Here is a 26258-nt window from a genome sequence, read left to right on the forward strand (position 1 = left end):
CGTCTCAGCGGGGCCGCTCCGCGAGCCGCTCCAGATGGGCCGTGCGCGATTCGGCGGTCTGGCCCTGGACCAGCAGGAACAGGGCCTCCCGGGCCAGGCGCTGGGCGCGGCCGGTGACGGACATCGCCCGGCCGCCGCCCGTCACCACGGCCGCCGTGGTCGCCGTACGCATCAGCGTGAACGCCTCGGCCCGCAGCGCCAGCCGCTCCTCCGCGTGCTCCTGCGGCACCGGATGGTCCGCGAGCGCATAGGCCCGGCGGCGGAGATCGTCGGTACGGGCCCGCAGCGGAGCCGCGTACTCCTCGTCCACCAGGGCCAGGGCCGCCGCCGTGATCCCGAAGACGGCCGGGTTGGCGTTGCGGGACTTCGGGCGGTCCGTCGCCGCCCAGTCCTCGTACGGCGTCCGGAGCGCGACCGCGTCCTCCGGTACCCGCAGGCCGTCCAGGTCCAGGGACACCGTCCGGGACGCGGTGAGCGCGGCCAGCCGCATCGGTTCCGACGGCCGCAGGCCCGGCTGCTCCCGGGCCTCGACGAAGGCGAACAGGGCCTCGTCGTCCTCGGTCACCCCGGCCAGCAGCATCACGTCGTTCAGGCCCCACCCGGTGTACCAGGGGACCGTGCCGTGGAAACGCCAGCCGTCCCCCTCCCGCCGGACCCGCACCGGGACACGCGGGTACGACCGCAGATGCGCGTACGCCACCCCGGACAGCAGCCCACCTCGTGCCAGCTGTCCCAACAGGCGCTCACGGACCGGCAGTTCGGCCTTGGCCAGGGTCAGTACCGGCGTGTGGTGCTGGGTCTGCACGAACCAGGTCGAACAGCATGCCCCGGCCAGGATCTCCGCCGTCTCCCGCACCACGGCCGCGGGCGCCGCCGAGCCGCCGTACGCCACCGGCGCGTTCAGGCCGAGCAGGCCCGAGCGCCTGATCGCCTCGATGTGGCTCACCGGCACCCCCTCCTGGTCGACGCGCTCCGCGGCGGGGGAGAGGAGACCGTCGGCGAGTTCCCGGGCGCGGATCACGAGCGGATGTGCGGAGATGGTCATGGAGAAGATTCTTTCGGCTGTCCGGGGCGGGGTGTCGATCCGGGGGCCTGCCGTTCGTGTAGAAGGCGAGCACACCCCACGACGACCGAGGAGAACGTCATGAAGCACTACCTGCTCAGCGTGGTCCAGCCGGCCGACGGCACCCCGCCGCCGCCCGACGAGATGGCCACGATCATGCGCGATGTCGAGGTTTTCAACGACGAGTTGCGCGCGGCCGGCGCCTGGGTCTTCGCCGGCGGCCTGCACGGCCCGGAGACGGCCACGCTGCTGCGCCCGAAGGACGGCGACGTGCTGGTCACCGACGGGCCCTATGCCGAGGGCAAGGAGTACCTCGGCGGGATCAGCCTGATCCGGGCGGAGGACCTGGACGCCGCCCTGGAGTGGGGACGCAAGGCCGCCCTGGCCACTCGGCTGCCGATCGAGGTGCGGCCCTTCGTGGACCAGTTCTGATGGCGGACGCCGCCGACGTCGAGGCGGCCTTCCGTACCGAGTACGGGCGCGCGGTCTCGGTTCTCGTCCGCTTCCTCGGCGACATCGACCTCGCCGAGGAAGCGGTCCAGGACGCCTTCGCCACGGCGCTGGACCGATGGCCGGAGAGCGGGGTGCCGCCGAGCCCGGCCGGGTGGATCATCACCACGGCCCGAAACCGCGCGATCGACCGACTGCGCCGCGAGTCCTCCCGGGACGCCCGGCAGGCCGAGGCCGCCCGGCTGTACGCGTCCGGCCCACCGGCCGAGGAGGGCCCCGTGCGTGACGAACGGCTCCGGCTGATCTTCACCTGCTGCCACCCCGCGCTCGCCCCGCAGGCCAGGGTCGCCCTGACCCTGCGCCTGCTCGGCGGGCTCAGCACCGCCCAGATCGCCCGCGCCTTCCTGGTGCCCGAGGCCACTCTCGCCCAGCGCCTGGTGCGCGCCAAGGCCAAGATCCGCGACGCGGGCATCCCCTACCGGGTGCCGAAGGACGCCGACCTGCCCGACCGGCTCGGCGGTGTGCTGGCCGTCGTCTACCTGATCTTCAACGAGGGGTACGGCGGTGATCCCGGGCTGTGCGCGGAGGCCGTACGTCTGGGGCGACTGCTGTACGGGCTGATGCCGGACGAGCCCGAGGTCGCCGGGCTGCTCGCGCTGATGCTGCTGGTCGACGGCCGGCGGCCCGCCCGGCGGGCGGCGGACGGCGAGCTGGTGGCGCTGCCCGGCCAGGACCGCGCGCTGTGGGACCGGGAGCTGATCGGGGAGGGGCAGGAACTCGTACGGCGGTGCCTGCGCCGCGACCGGCCGGGGCCGTACCAGATCCAGGCCGCGATCAACGCCGTGCACAGTGACGCACCGACCGCCGAGGCCACCGACTGGGGGCAGATCCTGCGGCTGTACGACCAGCTCATGGCCGTCGACCGGTCTCCGGTCGTGGCGCTGAACCGGGCGGTGGCGGTGGCCGAGGTCGAGGGGCCGGACCAGGCCCTCGCCCTGGTCGACGCGCTCGACCTCGACCGCTATCACGTCCTGCACGCCGTCCGGGCCGACCTGCTGCGCCGGCTCGGCCGTGACGACGAGGCGGTACGGGAGTACGACACCGCCATCGGGCTCGCCGACGGGCTGCCCGAACAGGCGTGCCTTCGGCGGCGGAGGGCCGAGCTCGTGGCCTGAGGAGCGGGTCCACGGCAGGGTGATCCGGGCGCGGCGGAGAGTGGTTCCGTGGTGGCGGAATTTACTTCGGCCTCTGAAAGGTTGCACTATACATCCGAGTGATCGACATCCAGCCGGGCCGTCAGGCCCGTACGCACCACCAGCGAGGCATCCGTGAACCAGTCCACCCCCGAGCAGCCCGCCGACGTCGTCGCCCGGCTGCGCGCCACCTTCCGCACCGGCCGCACCAAGCCCGTCGAGTGGCGCACCGGCCAGCTGCGCCGGCTGCGCGCCATGCTGACGGAGCGCGGCGACGAGCTGGCCGCCGCCCTCCACGCGGACCTGGGCAAGAGCGCCGGCGAGGCCTACCGCACGGAGATCGACTTCACCGTCCGGGAGATCGACCACAGCCTCGACCACCTGGCGGAGTGGCTGCGCCCCGAGTCCGCCCCGGTCCCGGCGCACCTGGGCGGCGACGCGACCGCCTGGACGCAGTACGACCCGCTCGGTGTCGTCCTCGTCATCGCCCCGTGGAACTACCCCGCCCAGCTGCTGCTCGCCCCGCTGGCCGGCGCCCTCGCCGCGGGCAACGCGGTCGTCGCCAAGCCCAGCGAGCTGGCCCCGGCGACCTCGGCCGCACTGGCCCGGCTGCTGCCGGCCTACCTCGACACCGATGCCGTCGCCGTCGTGGAGGGCGGTGTCCCGGAGACCACGGCCCTGCTCGCCGAACGCTTCGACCACATCTTCTACACCGGCAACGGCACGGTCGGCCGGATCGTCATGCGCGCCGCCGCCGAGCACCTCACCCCCGTCGCCCTCGAACTCGGCGGCAAGTCTCCGGCGTTCGTCGACCGGGACGTCGACCTCGCGGTGGTCGCGGACCGGCTGGCGCGCGGCAAGTTCCTCAACGCGGGGCAGACCTGTGTCGCCCCCGACTACGTCCTGACCGACCCGGAGACGGCCGCCGCCCTGGAAACCGCGCTGGTCAAGGCCGTCCAGGCGTTGTACGGCACGGAGCCCAAGGAGTCCGGCGAGTACGGCCGGATCGTCAACGAGCGGCACTTCGACCGGCTCAGCGGACTGCTCGGCTCCGGCCGGGTGGCCGTGGGCGGTGACACCGACCGCGCCGCCAAGTACATCGCGCCCACCGTGCTCGCCGACGTCGACCCCGAGTCCCCGGTGATGCGGGAGGAGATCTTCGGCCCGATCCTGCCCATCGTGACCGTCCCGGACCTGGACGGCGCGATCGGCTTCATCAACGACCGCGACAAGCCCCTCGCGCTCTACGTCTTCAGCGAGTCCGGCGACACCCGGGACCGGATCGCCGCCGAGACCTCCTCCGGCGGGCTCGGCCTCGGCCTGCCGGTCGCCCATCTCACCGTGTCCGACCTGCCGTTCGGCGGGGTGGGGGAGAGCGGCATGGGCAGTTACCACGGCCGCTACTCCATCGAGACGTTCAGCCACCGCAAGGCGGTCCTCGCGAAGCCCCTTCTCTGATCCGTCAACTCTCTCCGGGCCCGGCGGCGTTGTGCAGCTGCCGGGCCCGACCGCTGCCCTGCCGCGCGACGCGGAGAGCCCGACATGCCGGTTTCCGGGCGCAATTGCGGAAACCACTTGTCGAAGATCGACTGTCGAATGACTGGTCTACACCCTTGACTGGTACAGACCAAAGCAGTTGAGTGTGCCTCACACCCCCCACCGCGGCCGCTCCCCCTCTGTGGGGCGCGGCCGTGCTCCGCAAAGGAGTTGATCCGTGTCGAGGCGCCGTATCGCCGCACTCCTGACCTCGCTCGCCATAGGCGGCTCCGCCCTGGTACTCCAGGCGGCCCCCACAGCCTCCGCCGCCGGCTTCGTCGTCAGTGAGGCGCAGTTCAACCAGATGTTCCCGAACCGGAATTCCTTCTACAGCTACAGTGGCCTCACCGCCGCGCTCAGCGCCTACCCGGGCTTCGCCAACACCGGCTCCGACACCGTCAAGAAGCAGGAGGCCGCCGCCTTCCTCGCCAACGTCAGCCACGAGACCGGCGGACTGGTCTACATCGTCGAGCAGAACACCGCCAACTACCCGACGTACTGCGACTGGAGCCAGTCCTACGGCTGCCCCGCCGGACAGGCCGCCTACTACGGGCGCGGCCCCATCCAGCTCAGCTGGAACTTCAACTACAAGGCCGCCGGCGACGCGCTCGGCATCGACCTCCTGAACAACCCCTGGCAGGTCCAGAACAACTCCGCCGTCGCCTGGAAGACGGGGCTGTGGTACTGGAACACCCAGACCGGGCCCGGCACCATGACCGGCCACAACGCCATGGTCAACCAGGCCGGCTTCGGCCAGACCATCCGCAGCATCAACGGCTCCCTGGAGTGCGACGGCAAGAACCCGGCGCAGGTGCAGAGCCGGGTCAGCGCCTACCAGAAGTTCACACAGATTCTCGGTGTCGCGGCGGGCAACAACCTCTACTGCTGACCCGCGCGTCGGGAGCCGTGTGCCAGACTCCGTCGATGACCTCCGAAACGATCACCGCGGACACCTCCGGCACCTGGAAACTCGGCGACCTGCCCGTCCACCGTCTCGGCTTCGGCGCGATGCGGCTGACGGGCAACGTCGCCTTCCACCGCGGCACACCGAGCGACCGCACCCGCTCGGTCGCCGTACTGCGCAAGGCGGTGGAACTCGGTGTGAACCACATCGACACGGCCGCCTTCTACTTCTCCGCCCTGCGCTCCGCCAACGAACTCATCAACACCGCGCTCGCCCCCTACCCCGACGACCTGGTCATCGTCACCAAGGTCGGCCCCTACCGGGACTACTCGGGCGAGTGGGCCACCTCCGCCCGCCCCGACCAGCTGCGCGGGCACGTCGAGGAGAACCTGCGCCAGCTCGGCCGCGACCACCTCGACGTCGTCAACCTCCGCCGGATGGGCCAGGACTCGATCGCCGAGCACTTCGGCGCCCTCGCCGAACTCCGCGAGGCAGGCCTGGTCCGGCACCTCGGCGTCTCCGAGATCGAACCGCGGCACCTGGACGAGGCGCTGGCCATCGCCCCCGTGGTGTGCGTGCAGAACCGCTACGGACTCGGCAGGCCGGACCCGGCCGGCGACGCGCTGGTCCGTATCTGCGGCGAACGCGGCATCGCCTTCGTGCCGTACTTCGCCGTCGGCGGCGAGGCCGCGCTGCGCGGCACCGCCGAGACCCACGACGACGAACTCCTCGCCGTCGCCCGCGCCCACGACGCCAGCCCCGCCCAGGTCCGCCTGGCCTGGACCCTGCACCAGGGTCCGCACGTCCTCGCCATCCCCGGCACCGGCAACCCGGACCACCTGGCCGAGAACGTGGCGGCGGGCGCCCTGCGGTTCACCGACGAGGAACTGACCCGGCTGAACGCCCTGCACACCAGGGCCGGCTGACGGTCCGGCTCAGACCGCCCACACCCCGTCCCGCATCAGATGCCGGCCGCGCAGCTCGTGCTCCTCGTGCCAGGCCTCGACCGCGCGGAGCCGGATCCGGAACCAGGCGTACGACGGGCTGTCCCCGCGCGGGTCCCAGCCCGTCTTCGCCCGCAGCGCCTCGGCCGCCGGCCCCGGTACGTCGGCCGAGGAGAAGACGGTCACCTCCCCGTCCAGCAGGACGACATCCCGGGTGTCGCCGAACGCGAGCCCGGCCCGGCCGCCGTCCCGCAGGTTGCGGCCGGTCGGGCTGGTGATCCGGGTGGACAGCCACACCGCCTCCCCGTGCCAGACGAACCAGAGCGGGACGAGACACGGCAGCCCGGTGCCGTCCGCCGTGGCCACCCAGATGTCCGTCTCCCGCTCCAGCCGGGACAGTACGTCGCGCTTGCGCTGCCCGGGGGAGCGGGCGGGGTCGGTGATCTTCATGGCCGCGAAACTACCGGCCGGGTGCGCGGCGCACCTCGGGCCTGCGCCCTAGGTCTCCGGTACCGCTCACTGCGGGAGGTTTCCTCCGCCTCCGGCGGGGCTCCTCTCATAATGGGTGCACGGGCGGTGGCCGCCGCCCGTCTGACTACACTGCCGTAGACGGTCCCTGGGACCGCCGACGAAGTAGGGGTGAGGAACCTTCCATGGCCGACGCGAAGGACGAACGCCGGCCCGCCGGTGAGCTGGAGGCGAGCGTCATGGCGGCCCTCTGGGCCGCCGGTGTGCCCCGGACCCCCGGGCAGGTGCAGCGCAGTCTCGGCGCGGACCTGGCCCGCACCACCGTGACGACGATCCTGACCCGGCTGCACGACAAGGGCGTGGTCGACCGGCACCGTCAGGGCCGCGGCTTCGCCTACTTCCCCGTCCAGGACGCGCAGGGCCTGACCGCGAAGCGGATGCACAGCGAACTCGACCGCGACAGCGACCGGGAGACCGTGCTCGCCCGCTTCGTCGCCCAGCTCAGCCCCGACGACGAGCGTGTCCTGCGGAGTCTGCTCGACGCCGGCGAACAGCCCGGGGCGTCATGACCGCGCTGCTGATCCTGCCGCTGCTGGTGCCGTTCGTGCTGCCGGCGCTCTCCCGGCGGGCCCTGGACCGGCTGGCGCCCACCGCCGCGCTCTGGGTGATCACCGCCTCGGCCGTCGCCCTCGCGGGCTGCACCCTGGCCGCGCTCGGCGCGTTCGTCCTCACGGGTCTGTTCGAGCTGCCGTTCTTCGCGGCGCTCGGTGAGCTGGTCCGGCCGCTGCACGCGGTCTCCGACCGCTACGTCCTGCCGCTCGCGGCCCTCTCGGCCGGCGCTCTCGCCGTCTGCGCCTGGACCGGCACGCGGTCCGTGCTCCGGCAGACGCGCGCCTTCCGCGCGGCCCGCACGGAGGCCGGGCGGGGGCCCGCCGCGGGTGACCTGTGCGTGGTCGACTCGCCGAGTCCGGACGCGTACGCGCTGCCCGGCCGGCCGCACCGGATCGTCGTCACCACGGGGATGCTGCGCAGCCTCGACGGGGCCGAACGGGAGGCGCTGTTCGCGCACGAACGGGCGCACAACAGCGGCGGCCACCACTTCTTCCTCGCCGCCGCGGAGCTGGCGGCGCACTGCCATCCGGGGTTGCGGCGGGTCCGGGACGTCGTACGGCTGGCCGTCGAGCGGGTCGCCGACGAGGCCGCGGCGAGCGCGGTGGGGGACCGGCGGCTGACGGCCCGCGCGATCGCCCGGGCCGCGCTGGCGGGGCAGGGCGCGGGCGCCGAGCGGCCGGCGTTCGTGTCGGGGGCGACGTCGGGGCCGGTGCCGCGGCGGGTCGAGGCGTTGCTGGCGGCGCCGCGGGGGCGGCGCCGGGCCGGTTCCGGGTTCGCGGTGCTGCTCGCGGCGTGCGCCGCGCTGTCGTGTGTCGCCTCCGCGACCGGGGTGATCGACTTCCATCATCAGGTGGAGGTCGCGCAGGGGGAAGCGGAGCGGTAACGGCTGCGCCGTGCGGGCCGTACGTGGCTGGTCGCGCCCCACGCGGCGGTAGCCGCATATCGATACAGCCCCGCGCCCCTTACGGGGCGCTCCGGTCGCGGTCCCTCGCAAGCAGCGACTGGCGTTCGTGACGTTTTACGTATAACCTCTCCCGCTAACCGCTCCACCGAAAGGCCCCCATGCGACGCGTCGCCCTGGTCACCCTTGTCGTCGGCGACTACGACGAGGCGATCCGCTTCTACACCGAGGCTCTCGGGTTCCGGCTGGTCGAGGACGCGCCGCGGCCGGACGGCTCCCGCTGGGTCGTCGTGGAGCCCGGGACCGCGGGGCACGGCACCGGGCTGGTGCTCGCCCGCGCCAAGGACGACCGGCAGCGCGCCCGTGTCGGCGACCAGACCGGCGGGCGCGTCGGGTTCTTTCTGCACACCGACGACTTCGCCCGCGACCACGCCCGGATGACCGCCGCCGGCGTGACCTTCCTGGAGGAGCCGCGGCACGAGCCGTACGGCAGTGTCGCCGTCTTCCAGGACCTGTACGGCAACCGCTGGGACCTGCTCCAGCCCACCGACTGACCCACCGCCCCGAATCACCCGCCGAGGAAAACCCCGCCATGACTGCTACGCGCGTAGACGCCGATGTGATCCGCCGCCTCCCCAAGGCCGTCCTGCACGACCACCTCGACGGCGGCCTGCGCCCCGCCACCCTCGTCGAGCTCGCGGCCGAGGTCGGTCACACCCTGCCCACCACCGACCCGGAAGAGCTGGCCGCCTGGTACGTCGAGGCCGCCAACTCCGGGGACCTGGTGCGGTACATAGCCACCTTCGAGCACACCCTCGCCGTCCTGCAGACCAAGGAGGGGCTGCGGCGCGTCGCCGAGGAGTACGTCCTCGACCTCGCCGCCGACGGTGTGGTGTACGGCGAGGTGCGCTACGCCCCGGAGCTGAACGTCAAGGGCGGCCTCACCCTGGGCGAGGTCGTGGAGAGCGTGCAGGAGGGGCTCGCCGCCGGCATGGCGAAGGCCGCTGCCGCCGGCGCGCCGGTCCGCGTCGGCACCCTGCTCTGCGGGATGCGGATGTTCGACCGGGTCGGCGAGGCCGCAGAGCTGGCCGTCGCCTACCGGGACGCCGGGGTCGTCGGCTTCGACATCGCCGGCGCCGAGGACGGCTTCCCGCCCGCCGACCACCTCGCCGCCTTCGAGCACCTGCGCCGCGAGAGCGTGCCCTTCACCATCCACGCCGGTGAGGCGCACGGCCTGCCCAGCATCCACCAGGCGGTCCAGGTGTGCGGCGCCCAGCGCATCGGGCACGGCGTGCGGATCACCGAGGACATCGCCGGCGACAAGCTCGGCCGGCTCGCGAGCTGGGTGCGCGACCGCCGGATCGCCCTGGAGATGTGCCCCACCTCCAACCTCCAGACCGGCTGCGCCACCTCGATCGCCGAGCACCCGATCACCGCGCTGAAGGAGCTGGGCTTCCGGGTCACCCTCAACACCGACAACCGTCTGGTGTCCGGTACGACGATGACCCGGGAGATGTCCCTACTGGTCGAGGAGGCCGGCTGGACGGCCGAGGACCTGCGCACGGTCACGGTGAACGCCCTGAAGAGCGCCTTCATCCCGTTCGACGAGCGCCGGGCCCTCATCGAGGACGTCGTCCTGCCGGGTTACGCCTCCGTGCTCTGAAGCAGCCCCCGCAGATAGGCGGCCTGTCCGACGTGCTGAAGATCGTCGGACAGGACGCTCACCAGCCGTACGCCCAGCGTGACCGGCGGATCGAAGCGGGTGTCCACGATCCGTTCGAGATCCTTGGCGGGGAGCTCACGCAGCACCCCCAGGGTCTGCTCGTGCACCGCGTCGTAGTAGCCGGTCAGCAGGTCGCCGGAGTCCACCGTGACCTTGGCGACCTTCGCGGGGGTGTGGCCGTACCCGTGGTCACGGGGCGGCAGGTCGAGGCCGAAACGCTTCTCCCAGCCCTGGGCCAGCCACACCTGGTCGAGGTCGAAGGCGTCGGCCACATGGTCGTCCTGGATCCGGGTGAGGTGCCAGACCAGCCAGGTGATGGAGTTGGCGCCGGCGGCCGGGGGCCTGTTGAGCAGGCCGGGGTCGAGGCCGTCGAGGGCGGCGTGGACTTCTTCCTGGATGCGGCCGAAGCCGTCGATGAGGATGTCCCTTGCATGCATGCGACCACGATCGCTCATCACGGCTCGTCATGCGTCCGGAATCCAGCTTCCGTGAAATCCCAGCGGTACCCGGCCCGGCAGATGGACCCGGGCCAGCGGCTCGCCGGTGAAGTCCTGCGCGGCGAGGATCAGCAGGTCGGCGGCGCCGCGGTCGGGGTTGTGGACGTAGGCGAGCGTGAAACCGTCGTCCTCCTGGGCCGCGCGTTCGCCCGGCACGAACACCGCCTCGCCCGCCGCCGCTCCCCTCGGCAGCCGGTGCACCTGGGCCGTGCCGCGCGCGAGGTCGTGCTTGAGGAGGGCGTTGGAGAAGGCGCGGTCCGGCGGGTTGCCGTCCCCGGCCAGGTAGGCCACTGACATCTCGGCGGCCGCCGCCGAGTAGCCGTAGCGGTGCCGGCGGGAGACCAGCTCCTCGTTGACGCGCGGGAACTCCTGCGGCCGGTCGTCCAGGGTCCGCGTGCGGACCCGGCCGTGGCGCAGATCGACCGTCCAGCGTTCGAGCTTCGCGGTGCCCACCGCGTGCGGTCCGTCCGTGAACTTCCCGGCCACGTCGAACGGCGCCGGATACGTCGTCAGGTCGATCACCACGGACTCGCCCTCGTCGTACGCGTTGAGGGTGTGCGAGTAGAACACCGGGTCGACACCGAACCAGCGGACCGCGCCCCCGGACCGGGACATCACCCCCACCCGGGCCGGGTGTTCCCGGTTCCAGACGTACGGCACCAGGGCGCCGGCCTCGGCGGCCGCCGGGTCGAAGGTGACCGGGATGTCGAAGACCACCACATGCTTCTCGGTGAGCGCGAAGTCGTGCATCATCGGCGCGTCCCGCACCGGGATCCGGGTGGTGCGCGCGACCCGGCCGGTGGGGTCGACGACCAGATGCCGGACGTGGTCCCAGGTCGGGTAGTAGGTGATCGCGTGCAACTCGCCCGCGACCGCGTCGTACTTGGTGTGCGCGGTGAACGCGCCCTCCAGCGTGCCCCGGAAGTCGTAGGCGCCCACCGTGTTGAGCTCGCCGTCCAGCTCGTACGGCAGCGGGCCGCTCTCCTGGAGTGCGAGGATCCGCCCCCGATAGGGGATCACATGCGTGTTGCAGGCGAAGTCGTCCGGCGGGACCGGGCCGGGGTAGGACTCGCCGAGCTTCGCCACCACCTGGGAGGAGCGCACCCAGCGGTTGCGGTACCACTCGGCGCGTCCGTCGCGCAGCCGTACACCGTGCACCATGCCGTCGCCGAGCATCCAGTGATGGGCGCGCGGGTCCTCCAGGCCGAGGACGTTCGGGCCGTTGCGCAGAAAGCGGCCGTTGAGCTCGCGCGGGATGCGGCCGGTGACCGGCAGGTCGAAGGCCGTGAGTTCCTCGGTGACCGGGGCGAACGCGCCCTGGAGGAACGGGTACTGCTGATCAGCCGATTCCGTCGGTTCCGTCGCCGGGCGTGCCGCCGCCGTCGCGGCCCCTGCCGGGCCGGCCAGCGCGGTGGCCGCCGCGAGGCCCGCCGCGCCGCGCAGCACCGTACGCCGTGTGTGTTCCGCCATGTCCCCTGCTCCCCGTCGTCGTTGTGGACGCTCATGAGTCTGCGCCGACGGGAGGCCGAGGTCAGGAGGGGTGGGTCCCCTCCAGGGGTGTTGTCAGGCCCCCTGTTTCGAGGAGGGTGATCAGTGCCCGGGCCGCCGGGCTGGTGGCCGTCTCGGGCGGCAGCAGGGCGACCGTCTCGTAGGCGGCCTCGTCCGTGTCCTTGAGGGCGAGCGCGGTGAGCGAGGGCCGCTTGTGCCGGAAGTGCCGGGGTACGACGGCGATGCCGAGGTTCTCGTCGACCAGGTCGAGCAGGCTGTGCACGTCGTTGACCTCCAGCGCGACCGTGCGCCGTACGCCCGCCGCGGCGAAGGCCGAGTCGGTCGTGCGGCGCGGGCCCCAGTCCGGGTGGAAGTCGACGAACACCTCCCCGTCGAGGTCCGCCGGGACCACCGCCGCACCGGCCGTGGCCAGCCGGTGGCTGGGATGGCACAGCACGGTCATCGGCTCGCCGGTCAGGGCCACCGAGCGCAGCTGGTCGGTGTCGTCCTGGGTGCGGTAGGCGAAGGCCAGGTCCAGCCGGCCCGCCGCCACCTCCTCGGCGAGCGCGCCCGAGCCGGCCTGCCGCAGGCGGATCTCCACGTCCGGGTGCCGGCGCCGGAACGCGGCGAGCAGCCCCGCCACGTGCACTCCGGCGATGCACTGCTCGGTGCCCAGCGCCAGCGTCCCGCGCAGCACGCCCTGCACCGCGGCCACCGCCTCGTGTGCCGACCGCACCTGCGCCAGGATGCGCTCCGCCTCGGTGAGCAGCGCACGGCCGGCCTCGGTGAGCGTCACCCGGCGGGTGGTGCGCACGAACAGGGGCGCCCGCAGTTCCCGCTCCAGGGCCCGGATCGAGGCGGACAGGCCCGACTGGGACACCAGCAGCCGTTCCGCGGCCCGGGTGAAGTGCTGGTCCTCGGCGACGGCGACGAAGTGCTGAAGGTGGCGCAGTTCCATGACTGAGAAGCCTAGCCGCACAATTCCATCGGATTCTTCTGTTGGACCACTGCCCGCGGCTCGGGAAAGGTGGCACGGGTAGACCGTGCCAACCCCTCTGGAGTCGCGTTGTACACCGCTCACCCCGACCGCTACGCCGACATGCCGTACCGCCGCAGCGGCCGCAGCGGTCTGAAGCTTCCCGCGCTGTCGCTCGGCCTGTGGCACAACTTCGGGCCCGACCGGCCCGTGACGACCCAGCGCGCCATCCTGCGCCGCGCCTTCGACCTCGGCGTCACCCACTTCGACCTGGCCAACAACTACGGTCCGCCGCCCGGCGCCGCTGAGTCCGCGTTCGGTGAGGCGCTGAAGGCGGACCTCGCCTCCTACCGTGACGAGCTGGTCATCTCCACCAAGGCCGGCTACCTGATGTGGCCCGGCCCGTACGGGGAGTGGGGCTCGCGCAAGTACCTGCTGTCGTCGCTGGACCAGTCCCTGACCCGGATGGGCCTGGACTACGTCGACATCTTCTACTCGCACCGCCCGGACCCGGAGACTCCCCTGGAGGAGACGATGGGTGCCCTGCACTCCGCGGTCCAGCAGGGCAAGGCGCTCTACGTCGGCGTCTCCAACTACTCGGCTGAGCAGACCCGCGAGGCGGCCCGGATCCTCGGCGAGCTGGGCACCCCGCTCCTCATCCACCAGCCGCGCTACTCGATGCTGGACCGCCGCCCGGAGACCGAGGGCGTCCTGGACGCGCTCGACGAGCTCCAGGTCGGCTCCATCGTCTTCTCCCCGCTGGAGCAGGGCCTGCTCACCGGCCGCTACCTGGACGGCATCCCGGAGGGCTCCCGGGCCGCGAGCGACAGCCCGTTCCTGAACTCGGACGCGGTCACCGAGGACCTGGTCGGCAGGCTGCGCGCCCTCGACGAGGTCGCCAAGGGCCGCGGCCAGACCCTCGCCCAGCTCGCCCTGTCCTGGGTGCTGCGCGGCGGCCGGGTGACCTCCGCTCTGATCGGCGCGAGCAGCCCGCAGCAGGTCGAGGACTGCGTCGGCGCCATCGGCAACCTGGACTTCGACGCCGAGGAACTGGCCCGGATCGACGCGATCGTCAACCAGTGACCGGCGTCGCCGTCAACCGGTGACGCGCTCGGTGAGGGGACGCGCACCGCGTCCCCTCACCCCTGCAGAGCCCCTCACTTGGCGGACCCGGGCCACACCACACGGGTCCAGCCGTGCCTGTCCGGGCTCCTGCCCGGAACGGCGGTGAAACTCGTCGTGGACGCCGGCTCAGGCCCCGGTGGGCACCCGGTCCAGGAAACCCAGTACCTGCCGGATCCGGCCGTCCTCGCTGAGCGTGACCACGTCGAAACCGGCCACCGGTGCGGTGCTGTCGGACTCGTTCACCAGCTCCCAGCCGAAGCGCGCGGTGTCGTGGTGGCCGTCGACGGCCCCGAGCGGACGGAACACGAAACCCGGGAACTGCTCGTGCGCCGCCGCGATCACGGCCGTGATCTGGGCGTGCCCGGAGACCGCGGCGAGCGGGTCGGTGTAGGTGCCCTCCGGGGCCCAGGCCTCGGCGACCGCCTTGCCCAGCGCCTCGGGCTCGGTCGCGTTCCAGGCCTCGAAGTAGCGGGCGGCGGCGGTCTGGTAACGGTCGGTGTTCACGGACATGGCGAATCAGCCTCCATCGAGGGTGTCACTGCTGGTCAGGGGGTGGATCGCGGCTTGCGGCGATCCGTTGACACCACCATGCCCGGATCCGCGTGACGGGTCGATTACCCCTCGGGTAATGAAGGCAGGGCCGTACAGCTGCCGCATTCCGGCCAATTCGCAGGGCGAATATGCCAAGAGACTGGCCGGAAAGGTGTGGTGACAGTGTTTCGAAAGTGAACATACTCGAATGTCAGGAGCACTTCACCGCACAGGAGCCGCACGGAAAACCGGCCGCGACGGCACACCGGCGAGCTACGGGGGAGTGATCGTGCACGACGAATTCCTGTGCCATGTCACGGCATACGGCATCTGCGGCGGGCAGCGCATCGGCGTTCCCCTCGGCACCTACCGTGCGCCGACGCTGGCACTGGCGCTGTGGTGGTTACGGGACCGGGCCTCCTGGATCGCGGATCGGCTGGATCCCTTACCCGAGAACCCCAGGTATCCGCAGGGGGCTCTCGTCCCGGTGGGGGCGACCGTCTCCGACGTGCCGGGTCTGCTCCGCGTCTGGTGTGCCGACGTGGTCCGGCAGGAACTCGTCGCCGACGAACTGGCCGGCGGACGGCTGGTGCGGATCGCCGTCCAGGACGACACCACCGAGTACGAACTGCTCGCCGAGTCCGTCGACGCCCTCCGTATGCAGCGCACCGTCCCCGCCCTCGTCGTCCCCGTGGCCTGACACGAGACAGCCACCGACCGGGCTGCCGTGGTCGGGCGACCATAGTCAGGCGTATAAGCTGACAAATCTGTAGAATTCTCGCCATGGCGGAGCGGCCGGTCACCTCGACGGCGCCCGAACTCGTCCTGGAGACCGACACGGGATCCACGGTGATGAGCCCGGGCCGCGACTACCACGTCGGGCGCGACCCGTACAGCGACATCGTTATCGACGACTCCCGGGTCTCCTGGCACCACGCTGTGCTGCGACCCGAGGACGGCCACTGGACCCTCCAGGACGAGCAGAGCACCAACGGCACCTACGCCGACGGCCGCCGCATCCGGGAATGGGAAGTGGGCCCCGGTACGGTCATCCGCTTCGGCAGCCCCGCCGACGGGCCGAGCGCCGTCCTCGTCGGCCGTCCGCCGCCCGCCACGGACCGCCCCTCCTCCGTCTCGATGCCGAGCCGCACCGGCACCTTCCGGCAGCCGTCCTCGGTACGACGGTTGCACGCCCGCACCATCCGCATCGGCCGCGCCACCGACAACGACGTCGTCGTCGACGACCTGGTCGTCTCCCGTCACCACGCCGAACTGCGTCCCCATCCCGACGGCAGCTACGAGATCGTCGACCTCGACAGCCACAACGGCACCTACCTCAACGGCCGCACCGTCATCCGCGCCCCGCTCGGCCCCCGGGACGTCGTCGGCATCGGCCACTCGGCGTTCTGCCTGGTCGACGGCCAGCTGCAGGAGTACGTCGACACCGGCGAGATCTCCCTCGACGTCCAGGAACTCACCGTCGCCGTCGACCGCGGCCGCAGGATCCTGCTGGACCACGTCTCCTTCCCGGTCGGCGAGAAGTGCCTGCTCGCCGTGGTCGGGCCGAGCGGCGCCGGCAAGTCCACCCTGCTCGGCGCCCTCACCGGTCAGCGCCCCGCCGAACACGGCACCGTCCTCTACGACGGCCGCGACCTCTACCGCGACTACGCCGAGCTGCGCCAGCGCATCGGCCTGGTCCCGCAGGACGACATCCTGCACGTCCAGCTGACCGTGCGCAGCGCCCTCACCTACGCCGCCGAACTGCGCTTCCCCGAGGACACCGCGAAGGCCGAGCGGCGGGAGCGGGTCGAGGAGGTCATCCGGGAACTCGGCCTCGAACAGCGCGCCGAGCAGCCCGTGCACAGCCTCTCCGGCGGGCAGCGCAAGCGGGTCAGCGTCGCTCTGGAGCTGCTGACGAAGCCCTCCCTGCTCTTCCTCGACGAGCCGACCTCCGGACTCGACCCGGGCATGGACCGCTCGGTGATGAACATGCTGCGCGGCCTCGCCGACGACGGCCGTACCGTCATCGTCGTCACCCACAGCGTGCTCAGCCTCGACGTCTGCGACCGCCTCCTGGTCCTTGCACCGGGCGGCCGGACCGCCTACTTCGGCCCGCCCGGCGACGCCCTCGGCTTCTTCGGCTTCGACGAGTGGCCCGAGGCCTTCGAGGCGTTCGAGCGGGACGCCGGCCGGGACTGGGCGGGGGAGTTCCGCGCGTCGTCGTACCACCGGAAGTACATCGTGAAATCCAGCGCGCAGCCCGTCGTGCCGCGCACCGGCCCGGTCGCCGCGCCCCCGCCGCCGCGCCCGCGCAGCTGGAATGCCCAGTTCTCGACCCTGGTACGCCGCTACACCGCCGCCCTCCTCGCCGACCGGACCTTCCTCGCCATCATGATCGGGCTGCCGTTCGTCATGGGCGCGATGGCCCGGGCCGTCGCCGGCAACAAGCTCACCTTCGACACCGCGACCAACGCGCTGCTCACCCTGTGCGTGGGCGGGGTGCTGACCGGCGCGGCCAACGCCGTGCGCGAGCTGGTCAAGGAACGCGTCATCTACCAGCGCGAAAGGGCCGTCGGCCTGCCCAGATCGGCGTACGTGATGTCGAAGGTCGTCGTCCTAGGCACCATCACCGTGCTCCAGGCGATCGTGCTCACCCAGGTGGGCCTGGCCGGCGTAGACCTCAACGCGCCCGGCGGCGAAGGGGTGCTGATGCCACCCCTGCTGGAGATCACCGTCGCCGTGGCCGTGCTCTCGTTCACCGCGATGATGCTCGGCTTGCTGATCTCCGCCCTGGTCCGCAAGGAGGAGGTGACGATGCCGCTGCTGGTGCTGCTCACCGTCGTCCAGGTCGTCTTCTGCGGAACCCTGCTGAAGCTGGACGGCGTGCCCGGTCTCGAACAGCTCGCCTGGCTGGTGCCCTCGCGATGGGCGCTCGGTGCCATGGCCGGCACCGTCGAACTGCACCGGATCGTGCCGGGCAGGCTCACCGCCGACCCGTTCTTCCGGCACTCGGCGGGCGTCTGGCTGCGCAACATCGTCATGCTGGTGGTGCTGTCCGCCGTCTTCGGCTGTCTCCTCTCCCGGCTGCTGCGCCGGCACGAACCCGCCGTGATGCGGAAGTAGGCGACACGATGACCACGAGCCCAGGGTTCCGGCCCACCCACGTCGTCCCGGCCGACGGCATGCCCGCCTGGGAGGCCCCCGACCCCGCCCGGCCGACCGTGCCCCTGGACCCGCTGCTTCCGGTGCAGCTCGTGGAGCGGCGCGGCGACTGGGCCCACATCAGCTGCGCCAACGGCTGGGCCGCCTGGGTCGACGGCCGCTACCTCGTCGCCGTACCCCGCGACCCGCCCCTGACCGGCGTTCCGTCCGCCGACGCCGCCGACGCCGCCGACCCGCGCCCACTGCTGGCCCGCGCCGCGCAGGCCCTCGCCGACTACCGGGACGCCGTCGAGGACCTGGCCGGCGGCGGCCTCGACGGCGAGTCCTTCCGGGGCCGTACCCACGGGCTGCGCATCGGGCTGGTGGTCGACGGGGAGTCCATGTGGCTGTACGACCCGGCCGAGGGGTGCTGGCTCTACGGCGACGGGCGGCGGCTGTCGACCTACCTCACCGACCGGAAGGTCACCGACCGGGACGTCACTGACAGGGACTTCACCGATCGACATCTCACCGACCGGCACCTGAGTGACCGGGCTGAGCCGGGCGGCGATGGTCCCGGTCACTACCCGACCCGGGTGGTCACCCCGGACGGTGAGCGCGAGCGGTAGGCCTCAGGGCCTCTCGGCCGCCACCTCGCCCCGCCGGCGCACCGGGCCGGCCAGCAGGGCGCCCAGGCACCCGGCGACCAGACCCCACAGTGCGCCCAGACCCACCGCCGACCACAGCTGCGGCCTCAGCAGCAGCTCGCCGGAGAGATCGCCGCCCAGGTCGCCGATGCCGAGCAGGGAGAGGCCGTAGTGGGCGGAGATCCGGCCGGTCAGGCAGAGCGTCAGCATCGTCAGCGCGAGCGCGATCGCCAGATGCAGGGCGTGCCGCCAGGCGCGGACCCGGGCCGGTGAGCGCACCGCCATCAGGAACGCGGCGGCGAGCAGCAGCACCGCGGCCATCCACACCAGCCACCACCACCGGCTGTCGTGGGCGGTGATCGTACGGAGGTTCAGGGTCGAGACGTCCGGAGTGCGCAGCACCTCGGCCAGGACGTGCGGCACCGGCAGCCCGAACGGGCCGTCGACCCGGCCCTTCCAGGTGGCGCCCAGACCGAGCGTGAGCGCCAGCCACGCCAGGTTGGGCAGCCCGAGCAGAATCACCGCGAGGGTCTCCTTGGCGTGCCCGCGCGTCACCAGCGCGACCACCGCGACCACCAGGGCCAGACCGACGTACGCCAGCACGAACACCACCATGGCGAACGCGGCCGGGCGCACCGACGCCTGGAAGCGCAGCAGCCGCCCCGGCAGCGGCGCCCCGCGCGACACCAGCAGCGCCAGCAGCAGGATCCCGGCCAGCCACAGCAGCCCGAACACGACACTGAGCGGTACGTCCGTCGTGAAGCCCACCTTCGGCGACGCGTCCAGCAGATCGGTGAGGCCACTGAGCGTGCCGCTGCCCACGTCCACGGCGAAGGTGTGCAGGGCACCGAGTGCGAGCCCGATCAGCGCGAGCAGCCACAGCACCGCGATCCGGGCCGCCCAGCCGGCCAGCTCCCGGACGCCGGCCACCGCCCGGTGCCGCAGCGGCCGCAGGAAGCCCCCGGCGACGACCAGCGCCCCGACCAGCGTGACCGACAGCGGTACGACGGTCAGCCCGGCGTTCGTCCGGGCCAGGTCGCCCGCGTCGCCCGACAACTCCACGGTGCCGCCGACGGCCGTCACCACGGTCGCGAGCAGCACCGGGAGAAAGGCCCCGCTCGGCAGGTCCGACGCGCCCGCCGCCCACAGCCCCACCGCCGCCGGCACCGCCATGCCGACCAGCGCGGCCACCACCACGGCCAGGGCCTGCGGCCAGCCCTGCCGGGCGACGGTCCGGCCGGTGGCCGTGCCGGTCACCGGCCGCGCCGAGGCCATTCTCGGGCTCACGCTGTCACGCTAAGCAACGCCGAGGTACTCCGCGCGCCGGGCGGGCCGTACGCGTCGGCTTGCGGACGGTACGGGACCGGCGCACATTGGGCTCGTTGTGCATCAAATGAGGCATTTTTCGCAAAAGCCGTTTACTGCGAATGCCGTCCACCGCAACGGGGAGATGAGCGTGAGCGTCGAACCGCCGTCATCCGGCCGCCCCACAGGACCTCCCTCCGGCCCGCTGTCCGGGCCCTCCGGCCCGCCTCCCGGCCCGCCCTCGCAGCCGCCCGGCGGCGGAGGCGGCGGCAGCCAGGGCGGACAGCCGCACCAGCCGTGGTGGAGGTCCGCGCCCCGGATCGCGATGCTCACCACCGCCGTCGTGGTCGCCGCGGTCCTGGCCGTGGTCCTCACCCGTCCGGACGGCGGTTCCGGGAAGGGCGGCGAGGTCTTCCTCCAGGCCGCCAACGGCTCCGGGCAGGACCCCTTCACCGAGTCCAGTGCGACGAAGAGCTCCGTCGCGCCGGCATCCTCCGCAGCGGTGGGACCGGCGACCTCGGCGACCTCGGCCGCCTCTGCCGGGGCGGCCGTGCCGTCGGTGCCGACGGTGCCGGCCGTGCCGGCGAACGAGGTGCGCGGGGTGGACGGCGGAGCACCCGGCCTCTACAGCGGCACGAAGGACAGCGGCAGCTGCGACGTCGAGAAACAGATCGGGTACTTCCATGCCTCGCCGTCGCGCAACAAGGCGTTCGCCGCGCAGGTCGGCGTGCGCCCCTCCGGCGTCCCCGCCTACCTGCGCTCCCTCACCCCCGTACAGCTGCGCGCGGACACCCGGGTCAGCGCCCACGGCTACCGCGACGGCGGCTCGACCTCATACCAGTCCGTCCTCCAGACGGGCACCGCCGTCCTGGTCGACGGGCACGGGGTGCCCCGGGTGCGCTGCGCCTGCGGCAACCCGCTGACCCCGCCGGTCGCGCAGAAGCACACCCCGAGGACCACGGGCGCCGACTGGTCCGGGTACCGGCCCTCGAACGTGGTCGTCGTCGCACCCGCCGTGCGGATCGTCAACGTCTTCGTCCTCTTCGACCACCGGCACGACGACTGGTTCGGCCGCCACCGGGGTGACCACACCGGGCACGACGACCGCCCGGCGAAGCCCCCGGCCAATCCGAACCCCATGAACCCGCCGCTCCACCACGGCTGCCCGCCCGCCCCCGGCAGGACCGGGAGCCCCGGTGCCACGCCGTGCCCGCCGACCTCAACCGGCCCGTCGGGGCCGTCCAGCCCCGGCACCGCCTCGAAGTCCCCGTCGTCGCGACCGCCGTCCTCGAAGCCGCCCTCGTCCGAGTCGCCGTCCTCGAAGCCGCCCTCGTCCGAGTCGCCGTCCTCGAAGCCGCCGTCCTCGAAGCCGCCGTCCTCCGAGTCGCCCTCGTCGGAGCCGCCGAAGTCCGGATCGCCGACGTCTGAATCCCCAAAGACCGAGTCCCCGAAGACCGAATCGCCGAAGACCGAGTCCCCGAAGACCGAATCGCCCAGGACGGAGTCGCCCAAGACGGAGTCCCCGAAGTCCGAAGCGCCCAAGTCCGAGGCGCCGAAGTCCGAGTCCCCGAAGACTGAATCTCCCAGGACGGAGTCGCCCAAGACCGAGTCCCCGAAGTCCGAAGCGCCGGCGCCGGAATCGCCCAGGTCAGCGGCCCCGCCCTCCGCGCAGCCGCCCTCCCCGCCCGCCCCGGCGTCGCCCGGTTCCGAGTCCGCGGTGTCCTCCGCCGCCCCGGTGTCCCCGCAGGTCCCGCCCAGCTCGGCTCCCCTCGTGCCCCCGGAGCCCGAGAGCCCCGGCTCCCCGGCGGTGTGACCAGCGCGACGCCTTTTGTGCGCGGTAGGCGAACACCTCGGGGACTGCCGGACGCCACTCGGGGTACGAGCATGGTTGCAACAGCGGCCCGGGCCGCGATAGGCCTCATGGAGAGACACGCATGATCGAACACCTGGGCGGGGCAGTGATACCGACTGGCTTCGACGTACCCGTGGAGCCGCTGCGGCGGGCAGCGCACTACACCGGTGAACCGGGCTGCATCGCCGAGGCGCGGGACTTCGCGGCCCGCTTCCTGGAGCAGCTGAGGACCGAGTGGTGTGCCACGATCGCCCCCCGGGCCGACGGTGAGCTGCTCCTGGTGGTGAGCGAGCTGATCACCAACGCGGACCGGCACAGCAACGGCCCGTACATCCTCGAACTGGAGGGTACGGACAGCGCGGTCCTGGTCTCCGTGTACGACAGCAGTGCCGCCCTGCCCCGGCGCTTTCCCAGAGATCCCGAGCGGGTCGGCCGGCACGGCCTGGAGATCGTGCACGCCCTGGCCGCCGAGGTCACCGCCGAGCGGGTGCCGGTCGGCAAGCGGGTCCGCGCGCTGGTACCCCTCTCGCACTGAGATCTCGCACTGAACACGCTCTGAACCCGCACCTAACACGGATGCCGGACATCGGGTCACCCGGACCCGGGATCACCACGGGCGCCGCCCCACGCGCCGGTGTGGGGGCAGCGCCCGTGAGTCCCGCCGTCAGGCGCAGCCGAGCTCGCCCAGCATCCCCTGACGCAGGCGCGCGATGATCCGCTTGATGAGGCGGGAGACATGCATCTGGGAGCAGCCGAGCCGCTCGCCGATCTCCGCCTGGGTGGCCTCCTCCACGAACCGCAGATGGATGATCTCCCGGTCCCGTTCGCTCAGCTCGGCCATGAGCGGAGCCAGCGACTGGAAGTCCTCGACGAGCCGCAGCCCGTCCTCCTCGACGCCGATGAAGTCCGCGAGCACGGACTCGCCGTCCTCGGGGCCGTCCCCGGTGAGCGCGGCGTCCAGGGAGGAGGAGTTGTAGCCGTTGGAGGCCAGCTGACCCTCGACCACCTCGTCCTCGGACAGGTTCATCAGCGTGGCGAGTTCGGCGACCGTCGGTTCCCGGTCGAGGCGGCTGGAGAGTTCCTCGCGTGCCTTGGCCAGCTCGACCCGCAGCTCCTGGAGCCGGCGCGGAACGTGCACGGCCCAGGTGGTGTCCCGGAAGAACCGCTTGATCTCGCCCACGATGTACGGCAGCGCGAAGGAGGTGAACTCGACCTCGCGCGACAGCTCGAACCGGTCGATGGCCTTGATCAGGCCGATCATCCCGGTCTGGACGATGTCCTCCATGTCGTCGCCGCGGTTGCGGAACCGTCCGGCCGCGAACCGCACCAGCGACATGTTCATCTCGATGAGCGTGTTGCGGGCGTACTGGAACTCCGGTGTGCCCTCCTCCAGTTCACCGAGCCGGTGGAAGAACTGCCGGGACAGCGCCCGTGCGTCACGTGGGGCGACCGTCTTCGGGTCCTCGATTCCGGGCAGTTCCCTCTCCGTCATGCACTCCTCGGCGGACTGCGCGGTGTTCACTGCTTCCGACCGGATCCCGGCGGTATTCATTACCTCTCCCCACGAACGTCACGGTTCGGCTCGGCCGCTTCGGCCTCTGTCGTGCCGGCCCCTGCCCAGTTGATCACCCTGGCCCGGGTACCCGGTATCGGACATCCCATGCGTGCTTGACGGACGGGTACCCGGGGTGACGCGCCGCATGCGCACCGTTCACGGGGTGGCGGAAAACAGCCGCTGACGGTTGGTGGAAGGGGATCACACTCCGACGCGTACGGCCGTGATCAGCTCGTGCCAGTACCGCTTGGTGACCGTACCGCCGTACCGCGAGTCGATGAGTTCCCGGATCCCGGCCAGCAACCCGTTGCGGGCGGCTTCGGGCAGGGCGCGGTGGTTGGAGTAGGTGAGGAGTACGTCCAGGTAGGTGTCGGTCGTGTACGCGATCTCCTGGGCGTGACCGTGCACGGCGACATCCGTGAAGCAGGGGGAGCCGCTGAACTCGGCCGTGTCGGGGGTGATCTCCGACTCGGGGGTCAGCCGCAGCCCGGGCGGCGTGGCCGGGTCCCACCGCTCGTAGCACTCCTGGACGTCTGCGAAGAAGTCCTCCGTGCCGCCCGCCACATGGTGGGTGACGACGACGGCGAGCAGTCCGCCGGGGCGCAGCGCCCGGGCCGCCCTGGGCACCCGCACCGCCGGGTCGATCCAGTGGAACGCGGTCGCGCACACCACCGCGTCGAACGGCTCCGGCGGCAGCTCCCACCGCTCGAAGTCCGCGGTCACGACATCCACCGCGGGAAACGCGGCCAGTTGCCGGCGGGCCACGGCGGCCAGGGACGGGCCCAGCTCCACGGCCGTGATCGCACAGCCGGACCGGGCGAGATCGACGGTGAGCTGGCCGGTGCCCGGAGCGATCTCCAGCACGCGGGCGCCCGGCCCGGCGCCCGTGACCCGGCTCAGCTCCTCGATCAGCGATGGGGGATAGCGGGGCCGTGCGCGCTGGTACCGCTCCGCGTCCTGGTCGAAGGTGTCCCGCAGCTCCGGCCCTGTTCCCATGAACTCCAGCGCTTCCATGCAGGGGAGCATGCCGATCCCCTTCCGTGGCGTGCCACTGCTTTTAGGCTGTGGGGGTGAGCACCCAATCGCCGAACAACGCCCGTGTCATCCCCCTGCGCCCGCAGAAGCCGGCCCCGAAGCCCAGGGAGCCCCTCTGGCGCGACCTGGTCGGAGACGTCCTGCGGCGGGAGCGGCTGGACCAGGAGCGCACCCTCAAGGACGTCGCCGAGGCGGCCCGGATCTCCATGCCGTATCTCTCGGAGATCGAGCGCGGCCGCAAGGAGGCCTCCTCGGAGGTCCTCGCGGCCGCCGCGCACGCCCTCGGCCTCGACCTCGGTGGCCTGCTGTCCCTGGTCCAGTCCGAGTTCGCCCGTAAGGCCGCCGTCGGCCGACCCGTGTCCGGGCCCTACAACGGGCTGTGCCTGGTCGCCTGACAGCCGCTCAGCGCTCGCCCTGTTCCCGCAGCTGCCGGAAGAACGCCCGGACGTCGCCCACCAGCAGGTCCGGCTCCTCCATCGCCGCGAAGTGCCCACCCCGGTCGAACTCCGTCCAGCGCACGATGTTCTCCGTGCGGTCCGCCTTGTGCCGCAGCGGACGCTGGGGTTCGGCCGGGAACAGGGCGACGGCGGTCGGTGCCTTCGAGGGCTGGGAGGGCGCGGCGGCGCGGGCGCCGGTGGCATGCGCCCGTTCGTAGTAGATGCGGGCGGACGAGGCGGCCGTACCGGTCAGCCAGTACAGCATCACGTTCGTCAGCAGCCGGTCCCGGTCCACCGCCTCCTCCGGCAGCTCCTCGGAGTCCGTCCACTCCCGGAACTTCTCGACGATCCAGGCGAGTTGCCCGACCGGTGAGTCCGTGAGCGCGTAGCCGGGGGTGTGCGGGCGGGTGCTCTGCAGGATCGCGTACCCCGTGCTCTCCCGGGACCAGGCGGCCCAGCGGCGCCACGAGTCAAGGGTGTTCGCCTGCTCCTCGGGGGCGAGCGCGGCCAGCTCCTCGGCGGTGGGCTCGGTGGCCTGCTGGGCGCCCGGCAGCAGATTGAGGTGAACGCCGATCACCTGTTCGGGATGGGCGCGGCCCAGCTCACGGGAGATCACCGCGCCCCAGTCACCGCCCTGTGCACCGAACCGCTGGTAGCCCAGCCGCGCCATCAGCTCGGCCCAGGCGTCCGCGACCCGTCCCGCCTCCCAGCCGGGCTCCGCGGTCGGACCGGAGAAACCGAAACCCGGGACGCTCGGCACCACCACATGGAAGGCGTCGGCCGGGTCCCCGCCGTGCGCGGCCGGGTCCGCGAGCGGGCCGACCACGTCCAGGAACTCCACGATCGAGCCCGGCCAGCCGTGGGTGACGACCAGCGGGGTGGCGTCCGGCTCGGGGGAGCGGATGTGGGCGAAGTGCACGTTCGTGCCGTCGATCGTGGTGGTGAACTGCGGCCAGGCGTTGAGTTCCGCTTCGGCAGCCCGCCAGTCGTACCCGTGCCGCCAGTAGTCCGCGAGGTCCCGCAGATACGGCGTCGGGACGCCGTACGCCCAGCCTGCGCCCGGCATCTCGGCCGGCCAGCGGGTGCGGTCGAGGCGGGCGTGGAGGTCGTCGAGGTCGGCCTGGGGGATGGAGATACGGAAGGGAGTGATGTCCGGCGACGAAGTGGTCATGTCGGTGATGCTAGGCGCGGTTGTCGGTCGGCTGCGGCTCTGTGGGGGCTGGTCGCGCCCACGTGGCGGAGCCGCATATGCGGCACAGCCCCGCGCCCCCAAAGGGGGCGCGCTTGGCGATTAGTTTCTCGATGAGCGGGGGTCGGTACAGATGACCCGTTCCACGCTCCAGGAGGTGCCCATGACCACCGACGGATTCACCACGTGTCTCTGGTTCGACGGCCAGGCCGAAGAGGCCGCCCACCACTACGTGTCCATCTTCAAGAACTCCAGCATCGGGAAGGTCGGCCGCTACAACGAGGCGGGGCCGGGGGAGGCGGGCTCCGTGCTGGCCGTCGACTTCACGGCCAACGGGCAGAAGTTCGTGGCCATCAACGGCGGCCCGCAGTTCAAGTTCACCGAGGCGATCTCCTTCCAGATCTACTGCGACGGCCAGGAGGAGGTCGACTACTACTGGGCCAAGCTCACCGAGAACGGCGGCGAACCCGGCCCGTGCGGCTGGCTCAAGGACAGGTACGGCGTGTCCTGGCAGGTCATCCCGGAGGGGCTGATCGAGATGATCGGCGACGCCGACCCGGAGCGGGCGGCCCGCACCACCCGGGCGATGTACACGATGCGCAAGCTGGACATCGCCGCGCTGAAGAAGGCGTACGCGGGCGAGTGACCCGCATGGCGACGCGGGGCGGTGTCCGGACAGCGCCCCG

Annotated in this window: 25 protein-coding genes and 2 pseudogenes; 17 read left to right on the forward strand and 10 right to left on the reverse strand. The window is 72.1% G+C overall.

Annotated elements, in window-relative coordinates; genetic code table 11:
- Positions 1-4 precede the first annotated feature (4 nt).
- Complete coding sequence (locus ACGFZQ_RS13575; protein ID WP_351737675.1) at positions 5-1045, reverse strand: acyl-CoA dehydrogenase family protein; 1041 nt, start codon at positions 1043-1045, stop codon at positions 5-7.
- A 99-nt stretch (positions 1046-1144) separates the two neighbouring features.
- On the opposite strand from ACGFZQ_RS13575, the gene ACGFZQ_RS13580 reads away from it, so the two are divergent.
- The 5 genes and pseudogenes from ACGFZQ_RS13580 to ACGFZQ_RS13600 all read left to right on the forward strand — a co-directional run bounded on the left by ACGFZQ_RS13580 (position 1145) and on the right by ACGFZQ_RS13600 (position 6072).
- A complete protein-coding gene (locus tag ACGFZQ_RS13580) occupies positions 1145-1495 on the forward strand; it encodes a YciI family protein (RefSeq protein WP_393840495.1) in 351 nt (116 codons plus the stop codon).
- The gene (locus tag ACGFZQ_RS13585) at positions 1495-2688 is read left to right on the forward strand and encodes an RNA polymerase sigma factor (RefSeq protein WP_393840496.1); all 1194 of its coding nucleotides are present in this window, start codon (positions 1495-1497) and stop codon (positions 2686-2688) included. The genes ACGFZQ_RS13580 and ACGFZQ_RS13585 overlap by 1 nt, the downstream gene beginning before the upstream one ends.
- 126 nt (positions 2689-2814) lie before the next feature.
- Positions 2815-4164, forward strand: a pseudogene (locus ACGFZQ_RS13590) (aldehyde dehydrogenase family protein); the annotation flags it as partial.
- A 256-nt stretch (positions 4165-4420) separates the two neighbouring features.
- Positions 4421-5131: a chitinase gene (locus ACGFZQ_RS13595; RefSeq protein ID WP_393840497.1), complete on the forward strand. Its 711-nt coding sequence runs from the start codon at positions 4421-4423 to the stop codon at positions 5129-5131.
- A 35-nt stretch (positions 5132-5166) separates the two neighbouring features.
- Positions 5167-6072 (forward strand): oxidoreductase, encoded by a 906-nt coding sequence (locus ACGFZQ_RS13600; protein WP_393840498.1) that lies wholly within the window; start codon positions 5167-5169, stop codon positions 6070-6072.
- Positions 6073-6081: 9 nt separating this feature from the next.
- On the opposite strand, the gene ACGFZQ_RS13605 is transcribed toward ACGFZQ_RS13600, so the two are convergent.
- Positions 6082-6540 (reverse strand): pyridoxamine 5'-phosphate oxidase family protein, encoded by a 459-nt coding sequence (locus ACGFZQ_RS13605; RefSeq protein ID WP_351737663.1) that lies wholly within the window; start codon positions 6538-6540, stop codon positions 6082-6084.
- Positions 6541-6743: 203 nt separating this feature from the next.
- Between ACGFZQ_RS13605 and ACGFZQ_RS13610 the strand changes: the two genes are divergently transcribed.
- The 4 genes from ACGFZQ_RS13610 (at position 6744) to ACGFZQ_RS13625 (ending at position 9734) form a co-directional block, all read left to right on the forward strand.
- On the forward strand, positions 6744-7127 hold the full coding sequence (locus tag ACGFZQ_RS13610) for a BlaI/MecI/CopY family transcriptional regulator (RefSeq protein ID WP_351707640.1): 384 nt from the start codon (positions 6744-6746) through the stop codon (positions 7125-7127).
- Positions 7124-8053 carry a M56 family metallopeptidase gene (locus ACGFZQ_RS13615; RefSeq protein WP_393840499.1) on the forward strand — a complete coding sequence of 310 codons (930 nt, stop codon included), beginning with the start codon at positions 7124-7126 and terminating at the stop codon, positions 8051-8053. Before ACGFZQ_RS13610 ends, ACGFZQ_RS13615 begins: the two co-directional genes overlap by 4 nt.
- Before the next feature lie 179 nt (positions 8054-8232).
- Complete coding sequence (locus tag ACGFZQ_RS13620) at positions 8233-8625, forward strand: VOC family protein (protein WP_382537309.1); 393 nt, start codon at positions 8233-8235, stop codon at positions 8623-8625.
- Between the two features lie 38 nt (positions 8626-8663).
- On the forward strand, positions 8664-9734 hold the full coding sequence (locus ACGFZQ_RS13625; RefSeq protein ID WP_393840500.1) for an adenosine deaminase: 1071 nt from the start codon (positions 8664-8666) through the stop codon (positions 9732-9734).
- Here the strand turns inward: ACGFZQ_RS13625 and ACGFZQ_RS13630 are convergent.
- The 3 genes from ACGFZQ_RS13630 to ACGFZQ_RS13640 form a co-directional block, all read right to left on the reverse strand.
- On the reverse strand, positions 9716-10231 hold the full coding sequence (locus ACGFZQ_RS13630; protein ID WP_351737653.1) for a DinB family protein: 516 nt from the start codon (positions 10229-10231) through the stop codon (positions 9716-9718). The genes ACGFZQ_RS13625 and ACGFZQ_RS13630 overlap by 19 nt on opposite strands.
- 27 nt (positions 10232-10258) lie before the next feature.
- Positions 10259-11761, reverse strand: a complete 1503-nt coding sequence (locus ACGFZQ_RS13635; RefSeq protein ID WP_393840501.1) for a carotenoid oxygenase family protein — start codon at positions 11759-11761, stop codon at positions 10259-10261.
- A gap of 61 nt (positions 11762-11822) precedes the next feature.
- Complete coding sequence (locus ACGFZQ_RS13640) at positions 11823-12737, reverse strand: LysR substrate-binding domain-containing protein (protein WP_351737649.1); 915 nt, start codon at positions 12735-12737, stop codon at positions 11823-11825.
- Positions 12738-12845: 108 nt separating this feature from the next.
- Here ACGFZQ_RS13640 and mgrA point away from each other — a divergent pair, with 108 nt between their 5' ends.
- The gene (gene mgrA, locus ACGFZQ_RS13645) at positions 12846-13838 is read left to right on the forward strand and encodes an L-glyceraldehyde 3-phosphate reductase (protein ID WP_393840502.1); all 993 of its coding nucleotides are present in this window, start codon (positions 12846-12848) and stop codon (positions 13836-13838) included.
- 168 nt (positions 13839-14006) lie between these two features.
- On the opposite strand, the gene ACGFZQ_RS13650 is transcribed toward mgrA, so the two are convergent.
- The gene (locus ACGFZQ_RS13650; protein ID WP_393840503.1) at positions 14007-14390 is read right to left on the reverse strand and encodes a nuclear transport factor 2 family protein; all 384 of its coding nucleotides are present in this window, start codon (positions 14388-14390) and stop codon (positions 14007-14009) included.
- A gap of 310 nt (positions 14391-14700) precedes the next feature.
- Between ACGFZQ_RS13650 and ACGFZQ_RS13655 the strand changes: the two genes are divergently transcribed.
- The 3 genes from ACGFZQ_RS13655 (at position 14701) to ACGFZQ_RS13665 (ending at position 18181) form a co-directional block, all read left to right on the forward strand.
- Positions 14701-15111, forward strand: coding sequence for a hypothetical protein (locus tag ACGFZQ_RS13655; RefSeq protein ID WP_351707670.1), 411 nt, complete (start codon positions 14701-14703; stop codon positions 15109-15111).
- Between the two features lie 83 nt (positions 15112-15194).
- Complete coding sequence (locus tag ACGFZQ_RS13660) at positions 15195-17534, forward strand: FHA domain-containing protein (RefSeq protein ID WP_393840504.1); 2340 nt, start codon at positions 15195-15197, stop codon at positions 17532-17534.
- A gap of 8 nt (positions 17535-17542) precedes the next feature.
- Positions 17543-18181: a hypothetical protein gene (locus ACGFZQ_RS13665; RefSeq protein ID WP_393840505.1), complete on the forward strand. Its 639-nt coding sequence runs from the start codon at positions 17543-17545 to the stop codon at positions 18179-18181.
- A gap of 3 nt (positions 18182-18184) precedes the next feature.
- Here ACGFZQ_RS13665 and ACGFZQ_RS13670 read toward each other — a convergent pair whose 3' ends face one another.
- A complete protein-coding gene (locus ACGFZQ_RS13670; protein WP_393840775.1) occupies positions 18185-19474 on the reverse strand; it encodes a streptophobe family protein in 1290 nt (429 codons plus the stop codon).
- Between the two features lie 181 nt (positions 19475-19655).
- On the opposite strand from ACGFZQ_RS13670, the pseudogene ACGFZQ_RS13675 reads away from it, so the two are divergent.
- Positions 19656-20945 (forward strand): annotated as a pseudogene (locus ACGFZQ_RS13675) (DUF6777 domain-containing protein); the annotation flags it as partial.
- Between the two features lie 493 nt (positions 20946-21438).
- A complete protein-coding gene (locus ACGFZQ_RS13680) occupies positions 21439-21891 on the forward strand; it encodes an ATP-binding protein (RefSeq protein ID WP_393840506.1) in 453 nt (150 codons plus the stop codon).
- A gap of 129 nt (positions 21892-22020) precedes the next feature.
- Here ACGFZQ_RS13680 and ACGFZQ_RS13685 read toward each other — a convergent pair whose 3' ends face one another.
- Both ACGFZQ_RS13685 and ACGFZQ_RS13690 read right to left on the reverse strand, forming a co-directional pair.
- Positions 22021-22908: an RNA polymerase sigma factor SigF gene (locus tag ACGFZQ_RS13685; RefSeq protein ID WP_393840507.1), complete on the reverse strand. Its 888-nt coding sequence runs from the start codon at positions 22906-22908 to the stop codon at positions 22021-22023.
- A 204-nt stretch (positions 22909-23112) separates the two neighbouring features.
- Complete coding sequence (locus ACGFZQ_RS13690) at positions 23113-23925, reverse strand: class I SAM-dependent methyltransferase (RefSeq protein WP_393840508.1); 813 nt, start codon at positions 23923-23925, stop codon at positions 23113-23115.
- A 56-nt stretch (positions 23926-23981) separates the two neighbouring features.
- On the opposite strand from ACGFZQ_RS13690, the gene ACGFZQ_RS13695 reads away from it, so the two are divergent.
- Positions 23982-24341, forward strand: coding sequence for a helix-turn-helix domain-containing protein (locus tag ACGFZQ_RS13695; RefSeq protein WP_393840509.1), 360 nt, complete (start codon positions 23982-23984; stop codon positions 24339-24341).
- A gap of 7 nt (positions 24342-24348) precedes the next feature.
- Here ACGFZQ_RS13695 and ACGFZQ_RS13700 read toward each other — a convergent pair whose 3' ends face one another.
- On the reverse strand, positions 24349-25554 hold the full coding sequence (locus ACGFZQ_RS13700; RefSeq protein ID WP_393840510.1) for an epoxide hydrolase family protein: 1206 nt from the start codon (positions 25552-25554) through the stop codon (positions 24349-24351).
- Between the two features lie 181 nt (positions 25555-25735).
- Here ACGFZQ_RS13700 and ACGFZQ_RS13705 point away from each other — a divergent pair, with 181 nt between their 5' ends.
- On the forward strand, positions 25736-26218 hold the full coding sequence (locus ACGFZQ_RS13705; RefSeq protein WP_393840511.1) for a VOC family protein: 483 nt from the start codon (positions 25736-25738) through the stop codon (positions 26216-26218).
- Positions 26219-26258: the final 40 nt, after the last annotated feature.

This window comes from Streptomyces sp. NPDC048254 (assembly GCF_043201895.1).
GTDB lineage: Bacteria > Actinomycetota > Actinomycetes > Streptomycetales > Streptomycetaceae > Streptomyces.